The sequence below is a fragment of the Methylobacterium sp. 4-46 genome, assembly GCF_000019365.1.
GTDB lineage: Bacteria > Pseudomonadota > Alphaproteobacteria > Rhizobiales > Beijerinckiaceae > Methylobacterium.
Genome location: NC_010511.1, coordinates 161,330 through 178,391 on the forward strand (window position 1 = coordinate 161,330; position 17,062 = coordinate 178,391).

The following is a 17,062-nucleotide window of genomic DNA, read 5'->3' on the forward strand; positions in this document are numbered from 1 at the left end:
CGCCATCCCGAAGGGATCAAGCGGATGTGGTATGACACGCCCGATCCGGTCTCGGCGGCTTCAGAAATCCAGCTTGTCCCGCACCGCCTCGATGCCGGCGGCGGCGCAGGCATCGTCCTTGTCGCCCCCCGGCGCGCCGGAGACCCCGACCGCGCCGACGATGCCCCCGCCCGCCTCGATGGGCAGGCCGCCGGCCATGGCGACCACGTTCGGCAATCGTCCGAGCCCGGCATCGAGGCGCTTCGTCTCGATGCCCTTGGCGAACTCCGCCGTGGAGCTGCGAAAACTCAACGCGGTGTAGGCCTTGGACGAGGCCGTGGTCGCCGCGGGCAGGCCGGCGAAGCGGTCGCGCAGCAGCACGAGGGGTGCGCCGAACCGGTCCATCACCACGATCGCGACCTGAAGCCCGTCCTCTCGGCACCTCCTCAAGGCCGCCTGGGCGATCTCGAAGGCGATGTCGGGCGAGACCGACTTGTAGGTGACGAGGGCCTCCTCCGCGGCGGCCGGGCGGGCGAGGAACACGCTCGCGAAGGCGACGAAGACCGCGCGCCGGATGATCGCCTTACGGCCGCACATAGCTCCACCCCTGCTCCTGCCGCTCCATGATCTGCACCACTCCGGAGGGCACGATCGTCGCCTGCGGCAGCAGCGTGATCGGGTGCCCCTCGGCTCTCTCCATGGCGGTCTTCGTGTTGTTGCAGGCCGAGAACTGGACCTTCGCCGGGAAGCCGTAATCGGCGAAATGCGCGATCCGGTCGGCCACCGTCGATTTGTCGGCCCGGTACATGGCGAGGCCCGGTCCGAAGGCGACGATGTCGATCTCCACCTGTTCGTTCTTGGCGCGGTAGTGGTCGACGACGTTGGTGGCGTTGTTGAGCGTGAGGTTCATCGTGGCCGGATCGGCCGTGTCCACCTGGAACACGACGCGATGCCCCCCGCGTCCCTCGGCGGCCGAGACCGGGGCGGCGGCGAGCCCGGCCAGCAGGAACAGGATCAGGCGTCGAGCGGGCTGTCGCATGGCGGATCCCCGATCAGGGCCGGACCAGGATGTACCCGGCCTCGGCGAGCGTCATGAGTTGCACCACCCCGGCCTCGACCGGGATGGCGTGCGGATTGAGCGCCGGCCGCTGCCCGGTCGCACGGGCGACAGTCTCGACGGTGTTCATGCAGATGTCGAAGCGCACGCCCTGCGAGACGAGGCTGTCGACGCCGGCCCGGTGCGGGCTCTCCGCCCGCAGGATGTCGATGCCGGGTCCGAAGGCGACGACCTCGATGGCGACCTTGTCCGGTCCGTAGGCCTTGAGCACGTTGTTGGCGACGCTGAGCACGAGATCCTGCCGATGCGGCTCGCGCTCGGAGAGCTGGAGGGCGAGGCGATGCTCGGCGAAGGCCGATACCTCCGGCGCCGGGCCGCCACCGACGGTCCCGGCCGCCTGCGCGGCGACCGGGGCCAGGGCCGCGCCGAGCAGCAGCCTGCGCGGGAGGCCGAACCGGCTCACGCCGCTTTGCCGTAGCCGGGATTGTCCGCCACGCCTCCGACCTCGACCGGCTTGTCGGCGGACAGGGTGGCCTTGCCCGAGCGACCGAGATGAGCCTCCAGCACCTCCCAGACCGGCTTGCCCTCCTGCGGGTTCACCGAGGCCCAGCCCGCCACCTTGTAGGTCTTGGCCGGATCGAGGGGGCCGCCCCCGGTGAGGGTGAGGTTCGAGAGGCGCTTGCCGCTCTCGGCCCCAGGCTCGCAGCGGTAGCTCAGGCCGCCGACGCGGACCATGTCGCCGCCCTGCTGGTAGTACGGGTCCGGGTTGAAGAGGTTGTCGCAGATATCCTCCATGATCGAATGGATCTGCGCGCCGGTCATCGGCTGGACGTAGACCTCCGAATAGGTCGTCGCGGTCTGCGCCAGCAGGTCGGCCGCCGTGATGTCGCCGCCGGCGAGCGTCGTCGTGCCCCAGCGAAAGCCCGGCGACAGGGAGATCTGCGCGTCGAGCTGCGCCCGCAGGGCATCGCAGAGCAGGTGGTCCATCGTGCCGGTGAAATTGCCCCGGCGGTAGAGCATGTCCCCGGCGGTGGCGAGGCGCCGCCCAAACGCGGCCGCGTGCGGGGCTTCGAGGGAGGTGATCAACGCCTCCATCTCGGCATCGGGCTTCAGGAGGTCGGCGAAGACCGGGAGCAGGCGGTAGCGGATGCCCCGCAGGGAGCCCGGGGCGAGGTCGAGATCGACCACCGCCAGGAACTTGCCGTTGGAGCCGGCATTCGAGACCAGCGTCTTGCCCCGGGAATTCGTCACCGCGACGGGCTCGGGCACCGCGTCGTGGGTGTGGCCGCCGAGGATCAGGTCGATGCCGGAGACCCGGCTCGCCAGCTTCAGATCGACATCCATGCCGTTGTGAGAGAGCAGCACCACGGCATCGACCTTCTCCTTCGTCCGCAGGTCGTCCACCAGGGTTTGGAGTTCGGCGTCGCGGATGCCGAAGGTCCAGTCCGGCGTGAAGCGCTTCGGGTGGGCGATCGGCACGTAGGGGAATGCTTGACCGATGATCGCCACACGGCGGTCGCCGAACGCCTTCACCGTCGCCGGCTTGAATACCCGGCCGGAGGCGGAATCGAAGGCCGGCGCCTCGTTGAAGGCCGCTTCCTCCGTGAGGAACACGTTCTGCGCCAGGAACTCGCCCTTGAAGCGGTCGAGGTTGGCGCGCACCCCGTCCTGCCCGTAGGTGAACTCCCAGTGGCCGGTCATCGCCTCGATGCCCAGCAGGTTGGCCGCCTCGACCATGTCGGCGCCCTTGCGGGCGTTCGAGAGGCCGCTGCCCTGCCAGAGGTCGCCGCCGTCGACGAGCATGGCTCGGCCTCCCGGCGCCTCGGCGCGCAGGCGGGCGACGAGGCTCTTCAGGTGCGCGAAGCCGCCGAGCCGGCCGTAGCGTCTCGCGCCCTCCTCGAAGTCGAGATAGGTGAAGGCGTAGGCCTCCCGGCTGCCGGGGGCGATGCCGAACCGCTTCAGGAACGCCTCGCCGACGAGGTGCGGCGGGCGGCCCCGCATCGCGCCGATCCCGATGTTGACGCTCGGCTCCCGGAACAGGATCGGCCGCAGCTGCGCATGGGTGTCGGTCATGTGCAGGAGGCGCCCATTGCCGAACGGTTCAAGGTCGTAGAGCCCGGCACCGGCGTCCTGCGCCAGGGCGCGGCGCCACAGGAACGGCAGCGCCAGGGCCGCCCCCGCCTGGAGGAGCCGCCGCCGGGGCAGGCCGGCATTCGATCCGTCGAAGTCGCGCGTCATCGGATCACCGCATTCTTCCAGGCGGTCTTCTCCCGCTCGGTCTGGTCGATGGAGGCGCGGGCAAGGGCTTCGGCCTCCCGGGCCCGGGCGAGAGCCTCGTCGTAGCGGCCCGCCTCGGCGGCGGCCTTGGCGGCGGCGAGCGCCGTCGCCGTGGCGGGCCACTGGTTCTTGTTGGCGGCGGCCTTGTCGGAGAGCGCCTTGGCCGCCGCATAGGCATCGTTCGCCTCCTGCGCGCCTGCCGCCAGGACGGCCGGGGCCGGGAGCAGGAGGGCGACGAGGGCGGCGCGGGCGAATGCCGAAACCATGTCGGACCTCACGGACGCGCGCCGGGGCCGGAGATCGGCAGCCCGTTGCTCATGAAGGACAGGAAGTAATCGACGTCGCGATAGAGGACGTCGTCGGGGGCGAGCGGCGTGCCGCGCACCTGGCTGTTGCAGGACATGTAGCGGCGGGTCGCCGTGCCCATGCCGCCCCATTCCGAGCGGTAGATCGGCAGGGCCGCGGTGATGCCGAACGCCGGCGCCAGCACCTCGGCGCGGATGCGGTTGCCGGGGTTCTGCACGTGGCAGCTCGCGCAGGAGAAGTTGAGCTGCCCCCGGCGGGTGTAGAAGTACTGCTTGCCGGCCTCGTAGGCCGCGAGCGCCCGCGGGTCGTTCGGCACCTCGATGGCGAAGGGCTTGCCGCGCGAGGTGAACGCCATGTAGGCCGTCACGGCGGCCATCTCGTCCTTCACGTAGGAATAAGGCTTCTCGCCGTTCTCGGTGAGGCAGAGGTTGACCGCGTATTCGAGCGTCACGACCTCGCCGAGCTTGGCGTCGAAGCGGGGATAGGTCTGACGAATGCCGATGCCGCCGTTCTCGAAACAGTCCGCGAACGTCTTGCCGTTCTTGAACGGCGTCTCGAACAGCTCCTTGCCCTTGTCGATGGCGAAGTCGTAGGGAGGAAACTCTTCCTTCTCCTCCCATTGCTTGCGCATGCCCGCGTCCATCGAGTACGGCCCGTTCACGAAGTCCTCGTGCTTCACGTCCGGGAACTTCTCGTAGAAATAGGCCTGGAAGGCCTTCAAGTCGGCCTTGGGATCGGCCATCTCGGCGGCCGGCGCGCCGGCGATGCCGCTGGCGGTGAGGCCGAGGGCCAGCGCGAACCCGGCCGCCGGAGCGAGGGCGGCACTCATCCGATCTTGGCGACGGAGGAATCCGTCTTGCCCAGGTTGTCGGTCCAGGTGACCTTGAGATCGTCGCCCTTCTTGGCGCCCGAGAACTTGAATTTGAGGTACGGATCCTTGGAGACCGCGGGTCCCCAGAAGGCGGTGAACACCACCTTGCCGCCGTGCTCGAAGGTGACGGTCTCGATGTAGTGCGGGGGGATCAACTCTCCCTTGGCATCCTTCACGTAGCCGGAATCCATGGGATGCTGGATGAGCGACTGGACATCGGTCTGGTCGCCGCTGGCGGTTGCGCGCACGCGGATGGTGGATGGCATCTGTGTTCCTCCCCTGGTGTGATCGTCGTCAGCCGCCGCAGCCGCCGACCGTGACCTTCACTTCCCTGGTGGCGCTGTAGAGCTTGCCTCCGGCCTCCACGACGGCGATGACCGGCGTGGTCTTGGCCATCTTCAGGCGGCTCGCCACGGTGGGGAGCGTGCCGGGCGCGAACTTGTACACGGCCGCGAGCGCGCTCGGGTTCTCGGCGACGAGGATCGCGATGGAGGTGACGTCCGGCAGGTCGGTGCTGACCGAGACGGGCACGACGGCGCCGTTCTCGGCGATCTCGGGGGCGTCGAGCTTGACCTTGTCGGAGGCGGTGGCGGCCTGCCCGAACAGCTTCTTCACGGCATCCGCCTCGCCCTTCTGCTTGAAGGCGTCGGCCGGGTAGGCGGCGTCGGGATTGGCGGAGGCGCGGAGCGGGAGGCAGAAGGAGGCCGCCGCGATGACACTCCCGAGACCCGCCGCCCGGAGGACGAAGCGGCGGTCGAACATGTTGCTGTCGTAGGCAGCCATGACGGCCTCCCTTTCAGTACGAATACAGGTACTCGACGATGGACCGGATTTCCCGGTCGGAGAGGAGCAGGTTCCGGCCGAACGGCGGCATGACCGTCTCCGGATTGCGAAGGGTCTCGTCCCGGATGATCGCGACGACGTCTTCGCGGTTCGGGTAGCGCTGCTTCAGGCCTGCCAGCGACGGGCCGATATTGCCCGGCAAGTCGCCGCCGGGGATCGCGTGGCAGGAGAGGCAGTTGCCCCGGCCCCGGTCGAACGCGATGGCCTTGCCCTCGGCCGCGTCGCCCTGCGCCAGGGCAGCGCCGGCCCGGGCAAGGACCAGGGTGGCGACCAGGAGTGCCGTACAGGGATGCCGGCGCATGGGGGCCTCCTCCGGGGGCGTCATTTCGGCTGCATGTCGTCGAGGGCCCCCGTGGTGCGCGGGGTCAGGGTCTTGCCCTCGGCGGTCGAGGTGATGGTGATCGCCTTCGGATCGCGGCACTTCGCCATGCAAGGCTCGGCGCGGGTGTCGGGCCGCGGATCCTCCCAGGTGAAGTTGTCGCGGTTGGGCATCCTGACCTTGGGCAGGCTGTCCTTGTCGGCCACGAAGTCGCCGGGCACCAGGTTGTTGAGGTTCAGGATATAGGCGGTGAGCGCGTAGACCTCGTCAGGCGTCAGGCTGCGCGGGTTCGGAAACGGCATCGCCCGGTCGATGTAGTCATAGAGAGTCGCCGCGAACGGCCAGTAGCTGCCCACCGTCGGCTCCGGTCGATCCGCCGTCAGGGTGCCTTCGCCGCCCGCGAGCTTGGGCCAGCGGTCGACGCCCTCGCCGAAAGTGCCGTGGCAGGCGGCGCATTTCTCGGCAAAGACCTCGCTGCCCTGATCGACGCTGCCTTTGCCTGCCGGAAGCCCGAGGCCGTCATGCCCGCGCACGTCGATGTTCCAGGCGTCGATCTGCGCCTGACTCGGGCGCGTGCCGTAGCCGTAGAGGGGCTTGCCCCCGGCCGCGGCGGGGCCGGCGAGCGCGAGGAGCGCGCCGAGGGCGAGAAGGGCGTCAAGCGGTCTGGACATCGAACACGCTGCCATCCGGCTTCACCTGCCAGGTCTGGATCGAGTTGTTGTGGTAGACGGAATTCACGCCGCGGATCCTGCGCAGTTCCGCGATGGTCGGCTGCACGTAGCCGGTCTCGTCGATGACCCGGGATTCGAGCAGGGCCGGTGTGCCGTCCCACTGCCAGGGCAGGGAGAACCGGGTCAGGGCCTTCGACAGCACCGGCTCGTGCAGGGCGGCGGCCTGCCAGTTGGCGCCGCCGTCGACGGACACGTCGACCCGCTTGACCTTGCCGTTGCCGGTCCAGGCGAGGCCGCGCACCTCGTAGAGGCCCGGCTTGGTGAGCGGCTTCTCGGGGCACGGAAAGGTGATGACCGACTTGGCGTCGATGGCCCAGGTGAATCCCCTGGATTTCCCATCGGGCATCAGGTCGGTGTATTTGGACGTCTCCTCGCGGGAGTACCACGGCTGGTCGCCGATCTTGATGCGCCGCAGCCACTTGACGCTGACGTTGCCCTCCCAGCCCGGCACCACGAGCCGCAGCGGGTAGCCCTGCTCGGGCCGCAGCGCCTCGCCGTTCTGACCGTAGGCGATCAGGCAATCGTCCAGGCACTTGGACAGGGGCAGGGAGCGGTTCATGTGGGCGCCGTCCGCGCCCTCGAACATGACCCACTTGCCCTCGGGCTTCACGCCGACCTCGTCGAGGAGGGTCGAGAGCGTCACGCCGGTCCACTCGGCGCAGGAGATCATGCCGTGGGTGAACTGCAGGGAGTTGAGCTGCGCCGCGCGCCATTCCATGCCGCCATTGGCCGGGCACTCGATGAAGTGGATGCGCGAGACGGAAGGGTAGCGGACGATGTCGCCCATCGAGAGCAGCAGCGGGCGCTCCACGAGGCCGTGGATCATCAGGCGGTGCTGCTCCGGGTCCACGTCGGCCCGGCCGGCATGGTAGCGCTCGAAGAACAGGCCGTTGGGCGTGAGGATGCCCTGGAGATCCTGGATCGGGGAGAAGCTGATCGAGGATTGGGTGCCCGCCGTCAGCCAGGGCACGTTGCGGCGGATGACGCCGGCTTCCTGCGCGGCGGGCTGGCCGTAGGGCCTGTCCACGACGCCGGCCCCGAGGCTCTGCGACCAGGGATACTCGGGCGGCGGCCCCGCCTCCCCGGCCCGGGCCGGGACCGGCAGCGCGGCGCCTCCAGCCCCCGCCGCGGCAAGGCGCAGGAAGGTCCGCCGGCCAAGGGAACGGCCAAGGGAACGGGCAAGGGGTAGCGTCGGCGCTCCGCCCCTCGGCGTGCGCCCGTCGGCCCGGTTCGTCACCGGCTTCCTCCCGATTGGACCGGCTTCTGCCGCTTCACTAGGGCTAGCCACCCGCCTTCAATCAGTCAATGCTAAAGTTAGAAAAGTCTGATATACGGGTCCCCGCCCTCTTGCGGCGGCTGGCTGACTGGCCAGGGCGGCGCGTTCGGGCGACCATGGTGACACCTTCCCCCCGCCCAACCCGACTGGGCCAGCCGGTTTTGCGAGACCATGCAGGCGACGACGATCGACGAGACGACTCTGGATGCCTTCGCGGCTCAGGCCGCTGAGGCGGTGCGCTTGTTGCGCCTGCTCGGAAATGAGCACCGGCTGATGATCGCCTGTTTGCTGATCGTGCATGGGGAGCTGTCCGTCGGGCAATTGGTCGAGGAACTTCGGCTCAGCCAGTCGGCTCTGTCGCAGCATCTCGCGCGGATGCGAGAGGACGGAGTGCTGACGTTCCGGCGGGAGGCCCAGACGCTCTACTACAGCATCAAGGACCCGAACGCGGTCGCGGTGATCGGACTTCTGAAGCAGCTTTACTGCAAGGACCTGTGAGGATGATCCGGCGGGCCGCGTTGATCCTGGCTGTCCTGCTCGCGGGGTCGGCGTCGGCGTCCGATTACGCGCCGATCGGCAAGCCGCTCGCCGTCGCGCAGGTGCCTGGCAAGCCGATCTATTACAGTCTCGGGAATACCGGTGTGCCGAGCCAAGCCAACGAGGGCAACACCTCGAATGGCGGCTTCGTGGTCACGGATGACGGGGTGGTGGTGTACGACGCCCTCGGCACGCCGAGCCTCGGCTGGGCGCTGCTGGAGCAGATCCGGACCATCACGGACAAGCCCGTGCGCTACGTCGTGGTGAGCCATTACCACGCCGATCACATCTACGGGCTGCAGGCGTTCAAGGATCATACCGGCGCCGTCGTGATCGCCCAGGAGCGGGCGGCGCAATACCGCGACAACGACGAGACCGCCGACGAACGGGCGGATGCCCGCCTGCGCCAGCGCCAGGGAGCGCTCGCCCCTTGGGTGGACGAGCACACGCGGATCGTCCCGCCCGACCTCACCTTCGCCGAGCGGGCGACCCTCACGCTCGGCGGCAAGCGCTTCGTGCTGCTCTATGCCGGGCCCGCCCATTCGGCGAGCGACATGATGATGATGGTCGAGCCCGACGGGGTGCTGTTCGCGGGCGACATCGTCCAGAACGGCCGCATCCCGCACATGAACAGCGACGACGTCGATACCGGCCGATGGCTGACGGCCCTGAAGCAGGTCGAGGGATTGAAGCCGCGCTTCATCATCCCCGGCCACGGCGAGCCTTCCACCGAGGCGGCCAAGGCCATCGCCTTCACGGCGGGGTACATCACCGACGTGCGACGGGTGATGAAGAACGCGGTCGACAGCTGGACCGATTTCGATGCCGCCTACAAGGCGGCCGACTGGTCCGCCTACGACAAGCTCCCCGCCTTCGCCGCCAACAACCGCGGCAACGCCTACCGCATCTTCCTGGAACTCGAGGGCGCGAATTTCACGGACGGGAAGAAGTCCGAGCCGTAGGCGGTCAGCCTCGCCGCTCCACGAGGTAATAGAGGCCGGCGCGTCCTCCCAGCGCGATCGACGCCAGGGCGATGGCCGACCCGACGGACAGCGTCGCGATCCCGGTCACGCCCTGGCCGATGGTGCAGCCCAGCGCGGTGATGCCGCCGGTGCCCATCAGGAACGCGCCGACGATGTGCCGCCGCAACTCGCCCGGGTCGTCCGGGGCCTCCCAGCGGAAGCGCCGCGCCTGCCGCGCCTCGACGAACGCCCCCACCAGCACGCCAAGGACCGAGGCGATCCCGAAATCGACCTGCATCCCGGATGCCACCATCGCGAAGAGCAGGGCGTCGCCGATGGGCCGGGCGAAGCTCAGCGACGTCGGCCGGCCGGTCCCGAAGGCATCGAACCCGGCGAACCCCGTCGCCCACCATCCCGCGGTCACGCACGTTCCGATCACGACCGCCGCCGCGGCGAGCGTCCGGTCATTCCGGAAAGCTCCATCCGCGAAGGCATAAACGGTGAGGAGGGCGGCGCAGGCGGCCGCGAGGGCCATCGATGCGGGGCTCCCGACGCCGAGCAGGTCCGGAAGGAGCTGCAAGCGCCCGCCGGGGATCGACACGAAGAGAGGATCAACCGCCATCACCCGCACGACGGCGGTGAGCCCCCGCATCGCCATGACCGCAGAGACGGCCGCGACGAGGAGAGCGATCAGGGCCTTCAGGTCCCCGCCGCCGAGTCGCAATAGATTCCCGAAGGCGCAATTGCCGACGAGGGCCATGCCGAACCCGAATGTCAGGCCGCCGAGAATCAAGGGTCCGATCGCGAGCTGTGACGAGGCGTACAGCGTCCGGTGGAGTTCGAGCCCGTACAAGCGCAGGCCATGGACGCCGACCATCGCCACCGCGATGGCGAGCGCCCAGGCGCGCAGCCGCCGCGTGTCCTGGCCATAAACGGCATCTTCCAATGCGCCGAGCGTGCAGAAGCGGCCGCGCCGCGCCGCATAGCCGAGCACGCATCCGATCACGAGTCCAAGGACCGCGCGAATGACATGCGGCTCCATCACTCCCCCCATCAGCCCGCCGAACGAGATCGGCCCAGGCCCATCGACTTCAGAGAGACTTGGAGGCTCGCCTTAAGAGAAGCTTAGCGAAGGTCGAACGTGCGGGGATTGCGGAAGCAGCCTCCTCCGGGAACGCCCCACCGTTGCTCCGGCTTCGCTTCCTTGTTGCCGCGACGACGAGGTCCATGCGGGCCACTCCCGGGAGGCGGAAAGAGGGAAGCCCGACCTTCCCCATCCTCTCGTCCGTGCCGCCCGCGGATTCCTCGAGCCGGCCCCTCTGACCGAGGCGCCAGGATGAGGGGGCGGCGGCACAAGCGTGAAGATGATCGACGCCTCCGCCGCCGTCGCTGACTCGGGCCGCAGCTACTGTCCCCGAAGGAACTTCTGCAGCTCCTCAAGGGTCACCTTGCCGTCCTTGTTGGTATCGGCGGCATTGAAGATGCGCCTATGGATAGCTGTCACCTCGTCGAACGAGAGGGACCCGTCTCCATCCGTATCGGCAATAGCGAACATCATTCTCATCCTGAGGCCGTCATCCATCATGCCCCTGTTCATCCCGCCCATCATGTGGCCCATCATCCCCATTCCACACATGCCGCCTTGGCCCATGCCTCCCATGCCTCCCATGCCTCCCATCATGCCCGGCATCCCAGGCTGAGGAGGCTGGGCGCTTTGGCCGGGCGTGCTCATCGGAGCCGTTGGTGTCTGGGCGGTCGCGCTGGAGCTTGCGCCAGCAGCGAGAATGGCGGTGAGAGCGGTCACGCGCACCAGTGTGGCGAGGGTCATGGACCCCTCCTTCGGCTGCTACCGGGAACGGGCCGAGCCTGACCGTGCAATGCGAGACCCGGCCCGCTGCCCGCCGCGCGAGCTTTAGGTGCGGCGAGCACGGGAAATCTAGCACAGACGGGGGACACACCCGAGAGGCTCCCCCCGGATGCCATTCAACTCGGCCGCGACTAGCGCCTGTCGCCCGGCGCCTGAAAGTCCCTGCAGACACTGTCCGGGGAGGCCGAATCCGATTTCAAGCTTGCGCTTACCCGAACGGGGAAGGCCGGAGTCGCGACGCACGGGACTTCCGAGAGGCCGGTTTCGCGTGATCATCGGCCATTTCGGCAGCCCAAATCGAAATTCCGGAAATCGCGCACAGCCGAACAAGCCGTATGCGAGCGAGGCCGGCGCAGGGAAGCCGACCAGGAACGGGGCGGCGGCCACACCGTCCGTCGCCTCGTCGCGGCGCTCCGCGAGATCCGTCAGGCGCGCGTCGCCGGTCCGCAACAGGAAGCTCTCCTCAAAGCGCAGATCGACGATTCGGAAGCGCCGGCCGCCGCGGAACAGGTCTTCCCCGGAGGCCGGACCGTTGCAGGCGAACAGCACGGCGGTGCCGGCCTCCGCCTCAACCGGCGACACGCCGCGCGCCGAGAGGCGTCCGCTGCCCTCCAGCACGATGCTCAGGGAGAAGGTCGATGCCCCCGCGAGATCGACCGTGAGGTCCCGCTCCAGGAACGCGTCGACCACCACGATGGCGATGTCGGACGCGATCGGATCGATCCGCGCGCTCTGCGACCAGCCGAGGCGGGCCAGTCCCTCCGCCACAGCCTCCTGCCAGGAGGCGACCGGTGCGGCCTCCGCCGGCCCGTCGCGATGTGGATCCGACGACACGCCCCGTTCTCCCATGTGCGAAGACTCGACTTAGTACCGATGCCGTTAATGCCGGCCCCGAAAGCGTTTGACAACATCCATCGAAAAAGATGATGACACCACTGGCGATTTCGACGGCACTGCGGCAGTTTAGAAATGCTCTCAACAGGCAGGATATCATCAGTTTTTGTTACGACTATAGCAACGTTTGTCGGTTTTCCGGCCCTGTCGCAGCCGGCAGGGGGCGAGATCAAGCTCGACGAAGTGATCATTACTTCAAACAAGCGCGAGCAGCGTCTGGACAGGGTCGACGCCTCGGTCACGGCGGTGACGGCGGCGCGGCTCGCCGACAACGACGTGCGCGATGTGAGCGATCTGCAGAAGGTCCTGCCCGGGATCGTGATCGAGAGCCGCGGCAACCGCGCCTACGCCAACTTCACGGTCCGCGGCATTTCCTCGCCGGACTTCTACAACCCGGTCATGCAGGTTTACGTCGACGGCGTGCCTCAGGCTTCGGCGAACCTGGCGCAGGACCTCTTCGACGTCGGCCGGATCGAACTCCTGCGCGGGCCGCAGGGCACGCTCTACGGGATGAACGCCTTCGCGGGCGTGCTCAACATCGCGACCGAGAAGCCGCGCTTCGCCCGCGCCGACGTGTTCGGCACCGCCTCCGAGCGCCTGTTCGAGATCGGCACCTTGACGACGAGCGTGCTCATCCCCGACGCGATGTTCCTCGATCTCGGCTTCAAGGAGCGCTCCTTCACCGGCCAGATCCGGGACATCGACCGCCATCGCGACGACGTCGACTGGTGGAACGGCCTCGGTGGTCGCGCTGCTTTGCGCTACGCGCCGCTCGGGAGTGCCTTCGACGCCAGCCTGATCGTCTCGCACGCTGCGCTCGCGCGAGGAGACCTACATCCTCGACTCCGACGTGAAGCGGCGCGCCTTCCGCTCCTCCGTCATCCCGTTCCCCTGCAGCGTCCTGGGGCGCGAGACGACGACGGCCGGCCTGACCATGAACTACCGGTTGAACGACGTCACCTTCACCAGCGTGACGTCGTTCCAGGCCGTCGACCTCAACCGTCGCATCTTCGGGCAGTCCTTCCCCGAGACCTACCGGACCGTCTATCAGGAGTTCCGCGCGGCCTATGATGGGGCTGGTCCGTTCAAGGGCGTCGCGGGCGTCGTGTTCCTCGACAACCAGTTCACGCGCCGCGCCTCGGGCACGCGCAACGACGTGGATGCGCGCAGCGTCGCGGTGTTCGGCGAGGGCACCTACGCGCTCACCGACCGGCTCGACCTCACCGTCGGCACCCGTGTTGCGGTCGACTGGTCGTCGATCGGCTTCAACGGCGGCAGCTTCGGCTTCAACTTCGACAACGACGCGAGCTTCACGAATTTCCAGCCGAAGGTCTCCCTCGGCTACCAGGTCGACCCGACGACGCGGGTCTACGCCCTCGTCTCCGAGGGCTACAAGCCGGGCGGCTTCAACCGCGCGGTCTCCAACCCCCTCGACGCCGTCGCCTACAAGCCGGAGCGGGCCTGGAACTACGAGGTCGGCGCGCGCACCGAGATGCTGAACGGCCTCGCGACGGTGTCGGGTGCCTTCTACCGCATCGAAACCTCCCACCAGCAGATCAACGCCGGCCCGGTCGGCTTCCAGGTGCTGCGCAATGCCGCCGAGGGCACCAGCACCGGCGTCGAGGTCGAGCTGGCTCTGCGGCCCACCGACCGTCTGACGCTGACCGCGCAGGGCGCGTTCGGCCGCTCCGAGTTCTCCGGCTACGCCGATCCGATCACGGGCCAGCGCATCGCCGGGGGCCGCACGCCTCAGGCGCCGGACCTGGTGACCAATGTCGGGTTCCGCTACCTCATCGACCAGACCTGGCTGCCGGCCCAAATGGCCCTCACCGGCGCCGCCCGGACGGTGAGCCGCACCTACTTCGACCCGGCCAATACCTTCTCGCAGGGCTCCTTCACGACCTTCGATGCCGGGCTCGACGTCGTCTTCGATCCCGCCTCGACCCTGCGCCTGTTCGTCACCAATCTCACCGACCGCACCTACCGAACCTACAGCTTCGCCTACGGCCCGGCCACGCTCAGCACCATCGGCCAGCCGCGGATCGTGGGCCTGTCATGGCGGACGAGGTTCTGATGCGGCTGGGCGCCGGGACCGCCGTCGGGCTGGAGGCCCCGCTCGTCCCCGTCCCGGCCGCGATCGGCGGGATGTCCGTCGCCCGGAGCGTCGTGATGGGGATCGCGCGGGTGGGCCTGCCTGCCGTCATGCGCGAGGCCGGCCAGCCCCTCGACCGGATCGGGCTCGTCTCCCTCACCCTGCTGCCCCGGGTGCTCGAGGGCCTGTGGTCGGGAGCGGTGGAGCGCGACCGCCTGCCGCCGGCCGGACGGCGACGCATGTCGGCGAGCGTGGCCTGCGGGGCCGTACTCTCCGCCCTCGCGCTCGCCGCCGGGGCCGGGATCGGCCCCGCGGCCTTCGCGCCGCTCCTCGTCTGCCTCATCGCCGCCGCCCTGGCCAACGCCGCCATCGGCAGCGCCTGCGACGGCTTCGCCGTCGAGACCCTCCCGGCGGGCCACCGCGGCCGGGGCAACGCCGCGCAGGCCGGGGTCTCCTTCCTCGGCCTCCCAGTCGGCGGCGCCCTGCTCCTGGACCTGATCGCGGCGGCGGGCCGGACGGCCGCGAGTCTGGTTAGGGCGACGCCGGTCCTCGGCCTCAGCCAGCCTTTCCTCGTGCGCGCCTCGGCGCCTCGGCGCTCCGCGAGCACCGGCCCGGCCTCGCGGCGGCGCGCCTCGTGCCGCGCGCGGCGCGGCAGGCCGGCCCGGGCCGCGGCGCGACCGGCGCCGCCCTGCCCTCAACCGGAGAGACCATGGAGACCGGCATGACGGATTTCGGCACCCCTCCCGCCTCAGGCGACTTCGACCTCTCGCGCTGGCCCGTGGCCCGCTACCGGATGCCCGATCGCGTGCCCGATGCCGAGGCCGAGGCCCGCGTCGCCGAGTTCGACGCCCTGCTCGCCAGGGACGAGCGCTTCGTGCTGGTCTTCCACGGCCCGGAGATGCCGAAGGATTCCTCGCGCTTCATGAAGGCGTACCGGGCCTGGTTCAAGGCGCGCAAGGACGCCCAGAAGCGCCTCTGCGCCGGCGCCGTCCGGGTCGAGCCCGACGCGGCGCGGCGCGGGTCCTTCGCCGTGAAGGCGATGTCCCTGATGAACAAGGCTTTCCTGCCCTACCCGTACAGGGTGGTCGCGAGCGACGCGGAAGCCGACGCCCAGGCGCGAGCATGGCTCGCCGCGTGAGCGCGCCCGAGCCCTCAGCGCCCTCCTCCCCGCCCGCGGGCGGGCTCGGCGCCACCTTCGCCCGCCTCGCGGGCCTCCTGCGCACGCGACCGCGGGCGATGGCGGCCGCCATCGCGCTCGGCCTCCTCGCCGCGCTCCTCGGCCTCGCCTGGCAGCTCGGCGTCACGCGCCTGATCCGCGACGCCCTGGAGCCCGCGCCCGACCGGGCCCGGATGGGCTGGACCGTGGCCGGGATCGCCGCCCTGGTCGTGGCGGGTCGTCTCGCCTTCCTGGGCTCGACCGCGCTCTCGCACAGCATCGCCGTCGACGTGCAGCGCGACCTGCGCCTGGCGCTTGCCGAGCACCTCGCCCGCGTGCCGGCGGCGGTGTTCGAGCGCTACGGCGGCAAGGCCCTGCGCCGCCTCGTCCTCGACGACGTCGAGAGCATCGAGGACGGCATCGCCCACCTCGTGCCGGAGGCGACCGCGACCTTCACCGCGCCGCTGATCGTCCTCGTCGGCCTCTTCGCCCTCGACTGGCGGCTCGCCCTGGCCGCCGCCCTGCCGATCCTCCTCGGCCTCGCGGCGATGCGGGCGACGACGCGCGGCTCGGCCGACATCACCCGCGCGTACTACGAGCGCAGCGCCGAGATGGCGGCGCGGGCGGCCGAGCACGTCGCCGGGCTGCCGACCCTGCGCCTGTTCGACGAGGACGACCGGGCCCTCGCGCGCCTGCGCGACATGAACCGGGCCCTCGCGCGCCTGCGCGACATGACCGGCCGCTACCTCGCGGTGATCGGCGACTGGGTGCGCCGGGTGCTGCGGGCGAGCGCGCTGCTCCAGGTCTGCGTGACCTCCGGCCTGCTGATCGTGCTGCCCCTCGGGCTGTGGCTGCTGGCGCGGGGCGATCTGCCGGTCGCGCACCTCGTGCTCTTCGTCGTCTTCGCGCCGAGCCTCGGCGGCCTCGTCACCCGCCTGCCGAACTTCGCCTTCCGCTTCGCGCAGCAGGGCGAGGTGCTGGCCCGGCTCGACGCCCTGCTCGCCGAGGCGCCGTTGCCGCTTCCGGCCGCCCCCGTGAGCCCGGCGGACCGGACCGTGCGCTTCGAGGGCGTCGGCTTCCGCCGCGGCGAGCGCAAGGTGCTCGACGGGATCGACCTCGTGCTGGAGCCCGGCACGGTCACGGCGCTCGTCGGCGCGAGCGGGGCAGGCAAGACGACGCTCGCCAACCTGCTGCTGCGCGCCCAGGACCCGCACGAGGGCCGGATTACGATCGGCGGGGTCGACCTGCGCGATATGGCGCCCGACACGCTCCACGCCCTGGTGGGCACCGTGCCGCAGCACCCCTGGCTGTTCACCGGCACGGTCGCCGAGAACCTGCGCCTCGCGGCGCCCGAGGCCACGCCGCGGGCCATGGCCGAGGCCCTCGCGCGGGCCCGCGCGGCGGACTTCGTCGCCGGCCTGCCGGGCGGCGTCGAGGCGGTGCTCGCAGGCGGGGGGCGGCGCTCTCGGGGGGCGAGCGCCAGCGCCTCAGCGTCGCCCGGGCGATCCTGCGCGACGCGCCGATCCTGGTGCTCGACGAGGCGACCGCAGCGGCCGACCCGGTCAACGAGCGCGAGATCCAGCGCGCCCTGGGCGCCCTCGCCCGCGGCCGGACGGTGCTCGTCATCGCCCACCGCCTCGCCTCGATCGTCGATGCCGACCGGATCGTGGTGCTCGACGCGGGCCGCATCGCGGAGAGCGGCGACCATGCCGGGCTGCTCGCGCGAGGTGGCCGCTACGCCCGCTACTGGTCGCTTCAGAACGGCGGCGCCGCGGGCCCCGGCGGCATTGGCCTTCCGGAGGATGCACACCATGCCGCAGCCCGCTGAGCGCCCGGTCTCCTGGTGGCGCGACCTCACCCGCCGGATGGAGCCCCGGATGCGGGTCCGCTACCGC

General features: G+C 69.9%; 21 protein-coding genes and 1 pseudogene. 8 read left to right on the plus strand and 14 right to left on the minus strand.

Translation table 11 applies throughout. The features are described 5' to 3' along the window. Positions 1-60: 60 nt before the first annotated feature. Genes M446_RS00685 through soxC form a run of 11 tightly spaced genes read right to left on the minus strand, consistent with a single transcriptional unit; the run spans position 61 to position 7,524 of the window. Positions 61-576: a GlcG/HbpS family heme-binding protein gene (locus M446_RS00685; RefSeq protein WP_012330141.1), complete on the minus strand. Its 516-nt coding sequence runs from the start codon at positions 574-576 to the stop codon at positions 61-63. Further along, the gene (locus tag M446_RS00690) at positions 563-1,018 is read right to left on the minus strand and encodes a hypothetical protein (RefSeq protein WP_012330142.1); all 456 of its coding nucleotides are present in this window, start codon (positions 1,016-1,018) and stop codon (positions 563-565) included. Before M446_RS00690 ends, M446_RS00685 begins: the two co-directional genes overlap by 14 nt. Positions 1,019-1,031: 13 nt before the next feature. Continuing rightward, positions 1,032-1,499, minus strand: a complete 468-nt coding sequence (locus tag M446_RS00695) for a hypothetical protein (RefSeq protein ID WP_012330143.1) — start codon at positions 1,497-1,499, stop codon at positions 1,032-1,034. Beyond that, positions 1,496-3,274, minus strand: coding sequence for a thiosulfohydrolase SoxB (soxB, locus tag M446_RS00700; RefSeq protein ID WP_012330144.1), 1,779 nt, complete (start codon positions 3,272-3,274; stop codon positions 1,496-1,498). Before soxB ends, M446_RS00695 begins: the two co-directional genes overlap by 4 nt. After that, positions 3,271-3,579, minus strand: coding sequence for a hypothetical protein (locus M446_RS00705; protein ID WP_012330145.1), 309 nt, complete (start codon positions 3,577-3,579; stop codon positions 3,271-3,273). Before M446_RS00705 ends, soxB begins: the two co-directional genes overlap by 4 nt. 8 nt (positions 3,580-3,587) lie before the next feature. Next, positions 3,588-4,448, minus strand: coding sequence for a sulfur oxidation c-type cytochrome SoxA (gene soxA / locus M446_RS00710; protein WP_012330146.1), 861 nt, complete (start codon positions 4,446-4,448; stop codon positions 3,588-3,590). After that, positions 4,445-4,756: a thiosulfate oxidation carrier complex protein SoxZ gene (soxZ, locus tag M446_RS00715; RefSeq protein WP_012330147.1), complete on the minus strand. Its 312-nt coding sequence runs from the start codon at positions 4,754-4,756 to the stop codon at positions 4,445-4,447. Before soxZ ends, soxA begins: the two co-directional genes overlap by 4 nt. A 28-nt stretch (positions 4,757-4,784) precedes the next feature. Beyond that, positions 4,785-5,273 (minus strand): thiosulfate oxidation carrier protein SoxY, encoded by a 489-nt coding sequence (gene soxY / locus M446_RS00720; protein WP_012330148.1) that lies wholly within the window; start codon positions 5,271-5,273, stop codon positions 4,785-4,787. A gap of 13 nt (positions 5,274-5,286) precedes the next feature. Beyond that, positions 5,287-5,634, minus strand: coding sequence for a sulfur oxidation c-type cytochrome SoxX (gene soxX, locus M446_RS00725; protein WP_012330149.1), 348 nt, complete (start codon positions 5,632-5,634; stop codon positions 5,287-5,289). 20 nt (positions 5,635-5,654) lie between these two features. Further along, positions 5,655-6,323 carry a c-type cytochrome gene (locus tag M446_RS00730; RefSeq protein WP_012330150.1) on the minus strand — a complete coding sequence of 223 codons (669 nt, stop codon included), beginning with the start codon at positions 6,321-6,323 and terminating at the stop codon, positions 5,655-5,657. Next, positions 6,307-7,524 (minus strand): sulfite dehydrogenase, encoded by a 1,218-nt coding sequence (soxC, locus tag M446_RS00735; RefSeq protein ID WP_043701958.1) that lies wholly within the window; start codon positions 7,522-7,524, stop codon positions 6,307-6,309. Before soxC ends, M446_RS00730 begins: the two co-directional genes overlap by 17 nt. Before the next feature lie 306 nt (positions 7,525-7,830). On the opposite strand from soxC, the gene M446_RS00740 reads away from it, so the two are divergent. Both M446_RS00740 and M446_RS00745 read left to right on the plus strand, forming a co-directional pair. After that, the gene (locus M446_RS00740) at positions 7,831-8,157 is read left to right on the plus strand and encodes an ArsR/SmtB family transcription factor (RefSeq protein ID WP_012330152.1); all 327 of its coding nucleotides are present in this window, start codon (positions 7,831-7,833) and stop codon (positions 8,155-8,157) included. Between the two features lie 2 nt (positions 8,158-8,159). Beyond that, a complete protein-coding gene (locus M446_RS00745; protein WP_012330153.1) occupies positions 8,160-9,158 on the plus strand; it encodes an MBL fold metallo-hydrolase in 999 nt (332 codons plus the stop codon). 4 nt (positions 9,159-9,162) lie between these two features. Here M446_RS00745 and M446_RS00750 read toward each other — a convergent pair whose 3' ends face one another. The 3 genes from M446_RS00750 to M446_RS00760 all read right to left on the minus strand — a co-directional run bounded on the left by M446_RS00750 (position 9,163) and on the right by M446_RS00760 (position 11,859). Continuing rightward, positions 9,163-10,200, minus strand: coding sequence for a YeeE/YedE family protein (locus M446_RS00750; RefSeq protein WP_012330154.1), 1,038 nt, complete (start codon positions 10,198-10,200; stop codon positions 9,163-9,165). Between the two features lie 363 nt (positions 10,201-10,563). Then, positions 10,564-10,986, minus strand: a complete 423-nt coding sequence (locus tag M446_RS00755; protein ID WP_012330155.1) for an EF-hand domain-containing protein — start codon at positions 10,984-10,986, stop codon at positions 10,564-10,566. 108 nt (positions 10,987-11,094) lie between these two features. Further along, on the minus strand, positions 11,095-11,859 hold the full coding sequence (locus M446_RS00760) for a hypothetical protein (protein ID WP_012330156.1): 765 nt from the start codon (positions 11,857-11,859) through the stop codon (positions 11,095-11,097). 135 nt (positions 11,860-11,994) lie between these two features. On the opposite strand from M446_RS00760, the gene M446_RS38640 reads away from it, so the two are divergent. The 6 genes and pseudogenes from M446_RS38640 (at position 11,995) to M446_RS39560 (ending at position 16,995) form a co-directional block, all read left to right on the plus strand. Then, on the plus strand, positions 11,995-12,990 hold the full coding sequence (locus M446_RS38640) for a Plug domain-containing protein (protein ID WP_083784609.1): 996 nt from the start codon (positions 11,995-11,997) through the stop codon (positions 12,988-12,990). Continuing rightward, positions 12,890-13,993, plus strand: coding sequence for a TonB-dependent receptor (locus M446_RS00770; protein WP_236728928.1), 1,104 nt, complete (start codon positions 12,890-12,892; stop codon positions 13,991-13,993). The genes M446_RS38640 and M446_RS00770 overlap by 101 nt, the downstream gene beginning before the upstream one ends. Further along, entirely contained in the window at positions 13,975-14,736 is a 762-nt protein-coding gene (locus M446_RS00775; protein WP_050777452.1) for a hypothetical protein, read from the plus strand. Before M446_RS00770 ends, M446_RS00775 begins: the two co-directional genes overlap by 19 nt. Continuing rightward, positions 14,721-15,149 (plus strand): hypothetical protein, encoded by a 429-nt coding sequence (locus tag M446_RS00780; RefSeq protein WP_083784611.1) that lies wholly within the window; start codon positions 14,721-14,723, stop codon positions 15,147-15,149. The genes M446_RS00775 and M446_RS00780 overlap by 16 nt, the downstream gene beginning before the upstream one ends. Before the next feature lie 98 nt (positions 15,150-15,247). Then, positions 15,248-16,582: pseudogene (locus M446_RS39555) on the plus strand (ABC transporter transmembrane domain-containing protein); the annotation flags it as partial. Then, entirely contained in the window at positions 16,471-16,995 is a 525-nt protein-coding gene (locus M446_RS39560) for an ATP-binding cassette domain-containing protein (protein WP_415926928.1), read from the plus strand. The pseudogene M446_RS39555 and the gene M446_RS39560, both read left to right, overlap by 112 nt. The last annotated feature ends 67 nt before the right edge of the window (positions 16,996-17,062 follow it).

Excerpts from the sequence above, each read along its gene's own strand:
- M446_RS00685 (WP_012330141.1), bottom strand. The coding sequence starts at position 576 with ATGTGCGGCCGTAAGGCGATCATCCGGCGCGCGGTCTTCGTCGCCTTC.
- M446_RS00690 (WP_012330142.1), bottom strand. The coding sequence starts at position 1,018 with ATGCGACAGCCCGCTCGACGCCTGATCCTGTTCCTGCTGGCCGGGCTC.
- soxB (WP_012330144.1), bottom strand. The coding sequence starts at position 3,274 with ATGACGCGCGACTTCGACGGATCGAATGCCGGCCTGCCCCGGCGGCGG.
- M446_RS00705 (WP_012330145.1), bottom strand. The coding sequence starts at position 3,579 with ATGGTTTCGGCATTCGCCCGCGCCGCCCTCGTCGCCCTCCTGCTCCCG.
- soxA (WP_012330146.1), bottom strand. The coding sequence starts at position 4,448 with ATGAGTGCCGCCCTCGCTCCGGCGGCCGGGTTCGCGCTGGCCCTCGGC.
- soxZ (WP_012330147.1), bottom strand. The coding sequence starts at position 4,756 with ATGCCATCCACCATCCGCGTGCGCGCAACCGCCAGCGGCGACCAGACC.
- soxY (WP_012330148.1), bottom strand. The coding sequence starts at position 5,273 with ATGGCTGCCTACGACAGCAACATGTTCGACCGCCGCTTCGTCCTCCGG.
- soxX (WP_012330149.1), bottom strand. The coding sequence starts at position 5,634 with ATGCGCCGGCATCCCTGTACGGCACTCCTGGTCGCCACCCTGGTCCTT.
- M446_RS00730 (WP_012330150.1), bottom strand. The coding sequence starts at position 6,323 with ATGTCCAGACCGCTTGACGCCCTTCTCGCCCTCGGCGCGCTCCTCGCG.
- M446_RS00740 (WP_012330152.1), top strand. The coding sequence starts at position 7,831 with ATGCAGGCGACGACGATCGACGAGACGACTCTGGATGCCTTCGCGGCT.
- M446_RS00745 (WP_012330153.1), top strand. The coding sequence starts at position 8,160 with ATGATCCGGCGGGCCGCGTTGATCCTGGCTGTCCTGCTCGCGGGGTCG.
- M446_RS00750 (WP_012330154.1), bottom strand. The coding sequence starts at position 10,200 with ATGGAGCCGCATGTCATTCGCGCGGTCCTTGGACTCGTGATCGGATGC.
- M446_RS00755 (WP_012330155.1), bottom strand. The coding sequence starts at position 10,986 with ATGACCCTCGCCACACTGGTGCGCGTGACCGCTCTCACCGCCATTCTC.
- M446_RS38640 (WP_083784609.1), top strand. The coding sequence starts at position 11,995 with ATGCTCTCAACAGGCAGGATATCATCAGTTTTTGTTACGACTATAGCA.
- M446_RS00775 (WP_050777452.1), top strand. The coding sequence starts at position 13,975 with ATGGCGGACGAGGTTCTGATGCGGCTGGGCGCCGGGACCGCCGTCGGG.
- M446_RS00780 (WP_083784611.1), top strand. The coding sequence starts at position 14,721 with ATGGAGACCGGCATGACGGATTTCGGCACCCCTCCCGCCTCAGGCGAC.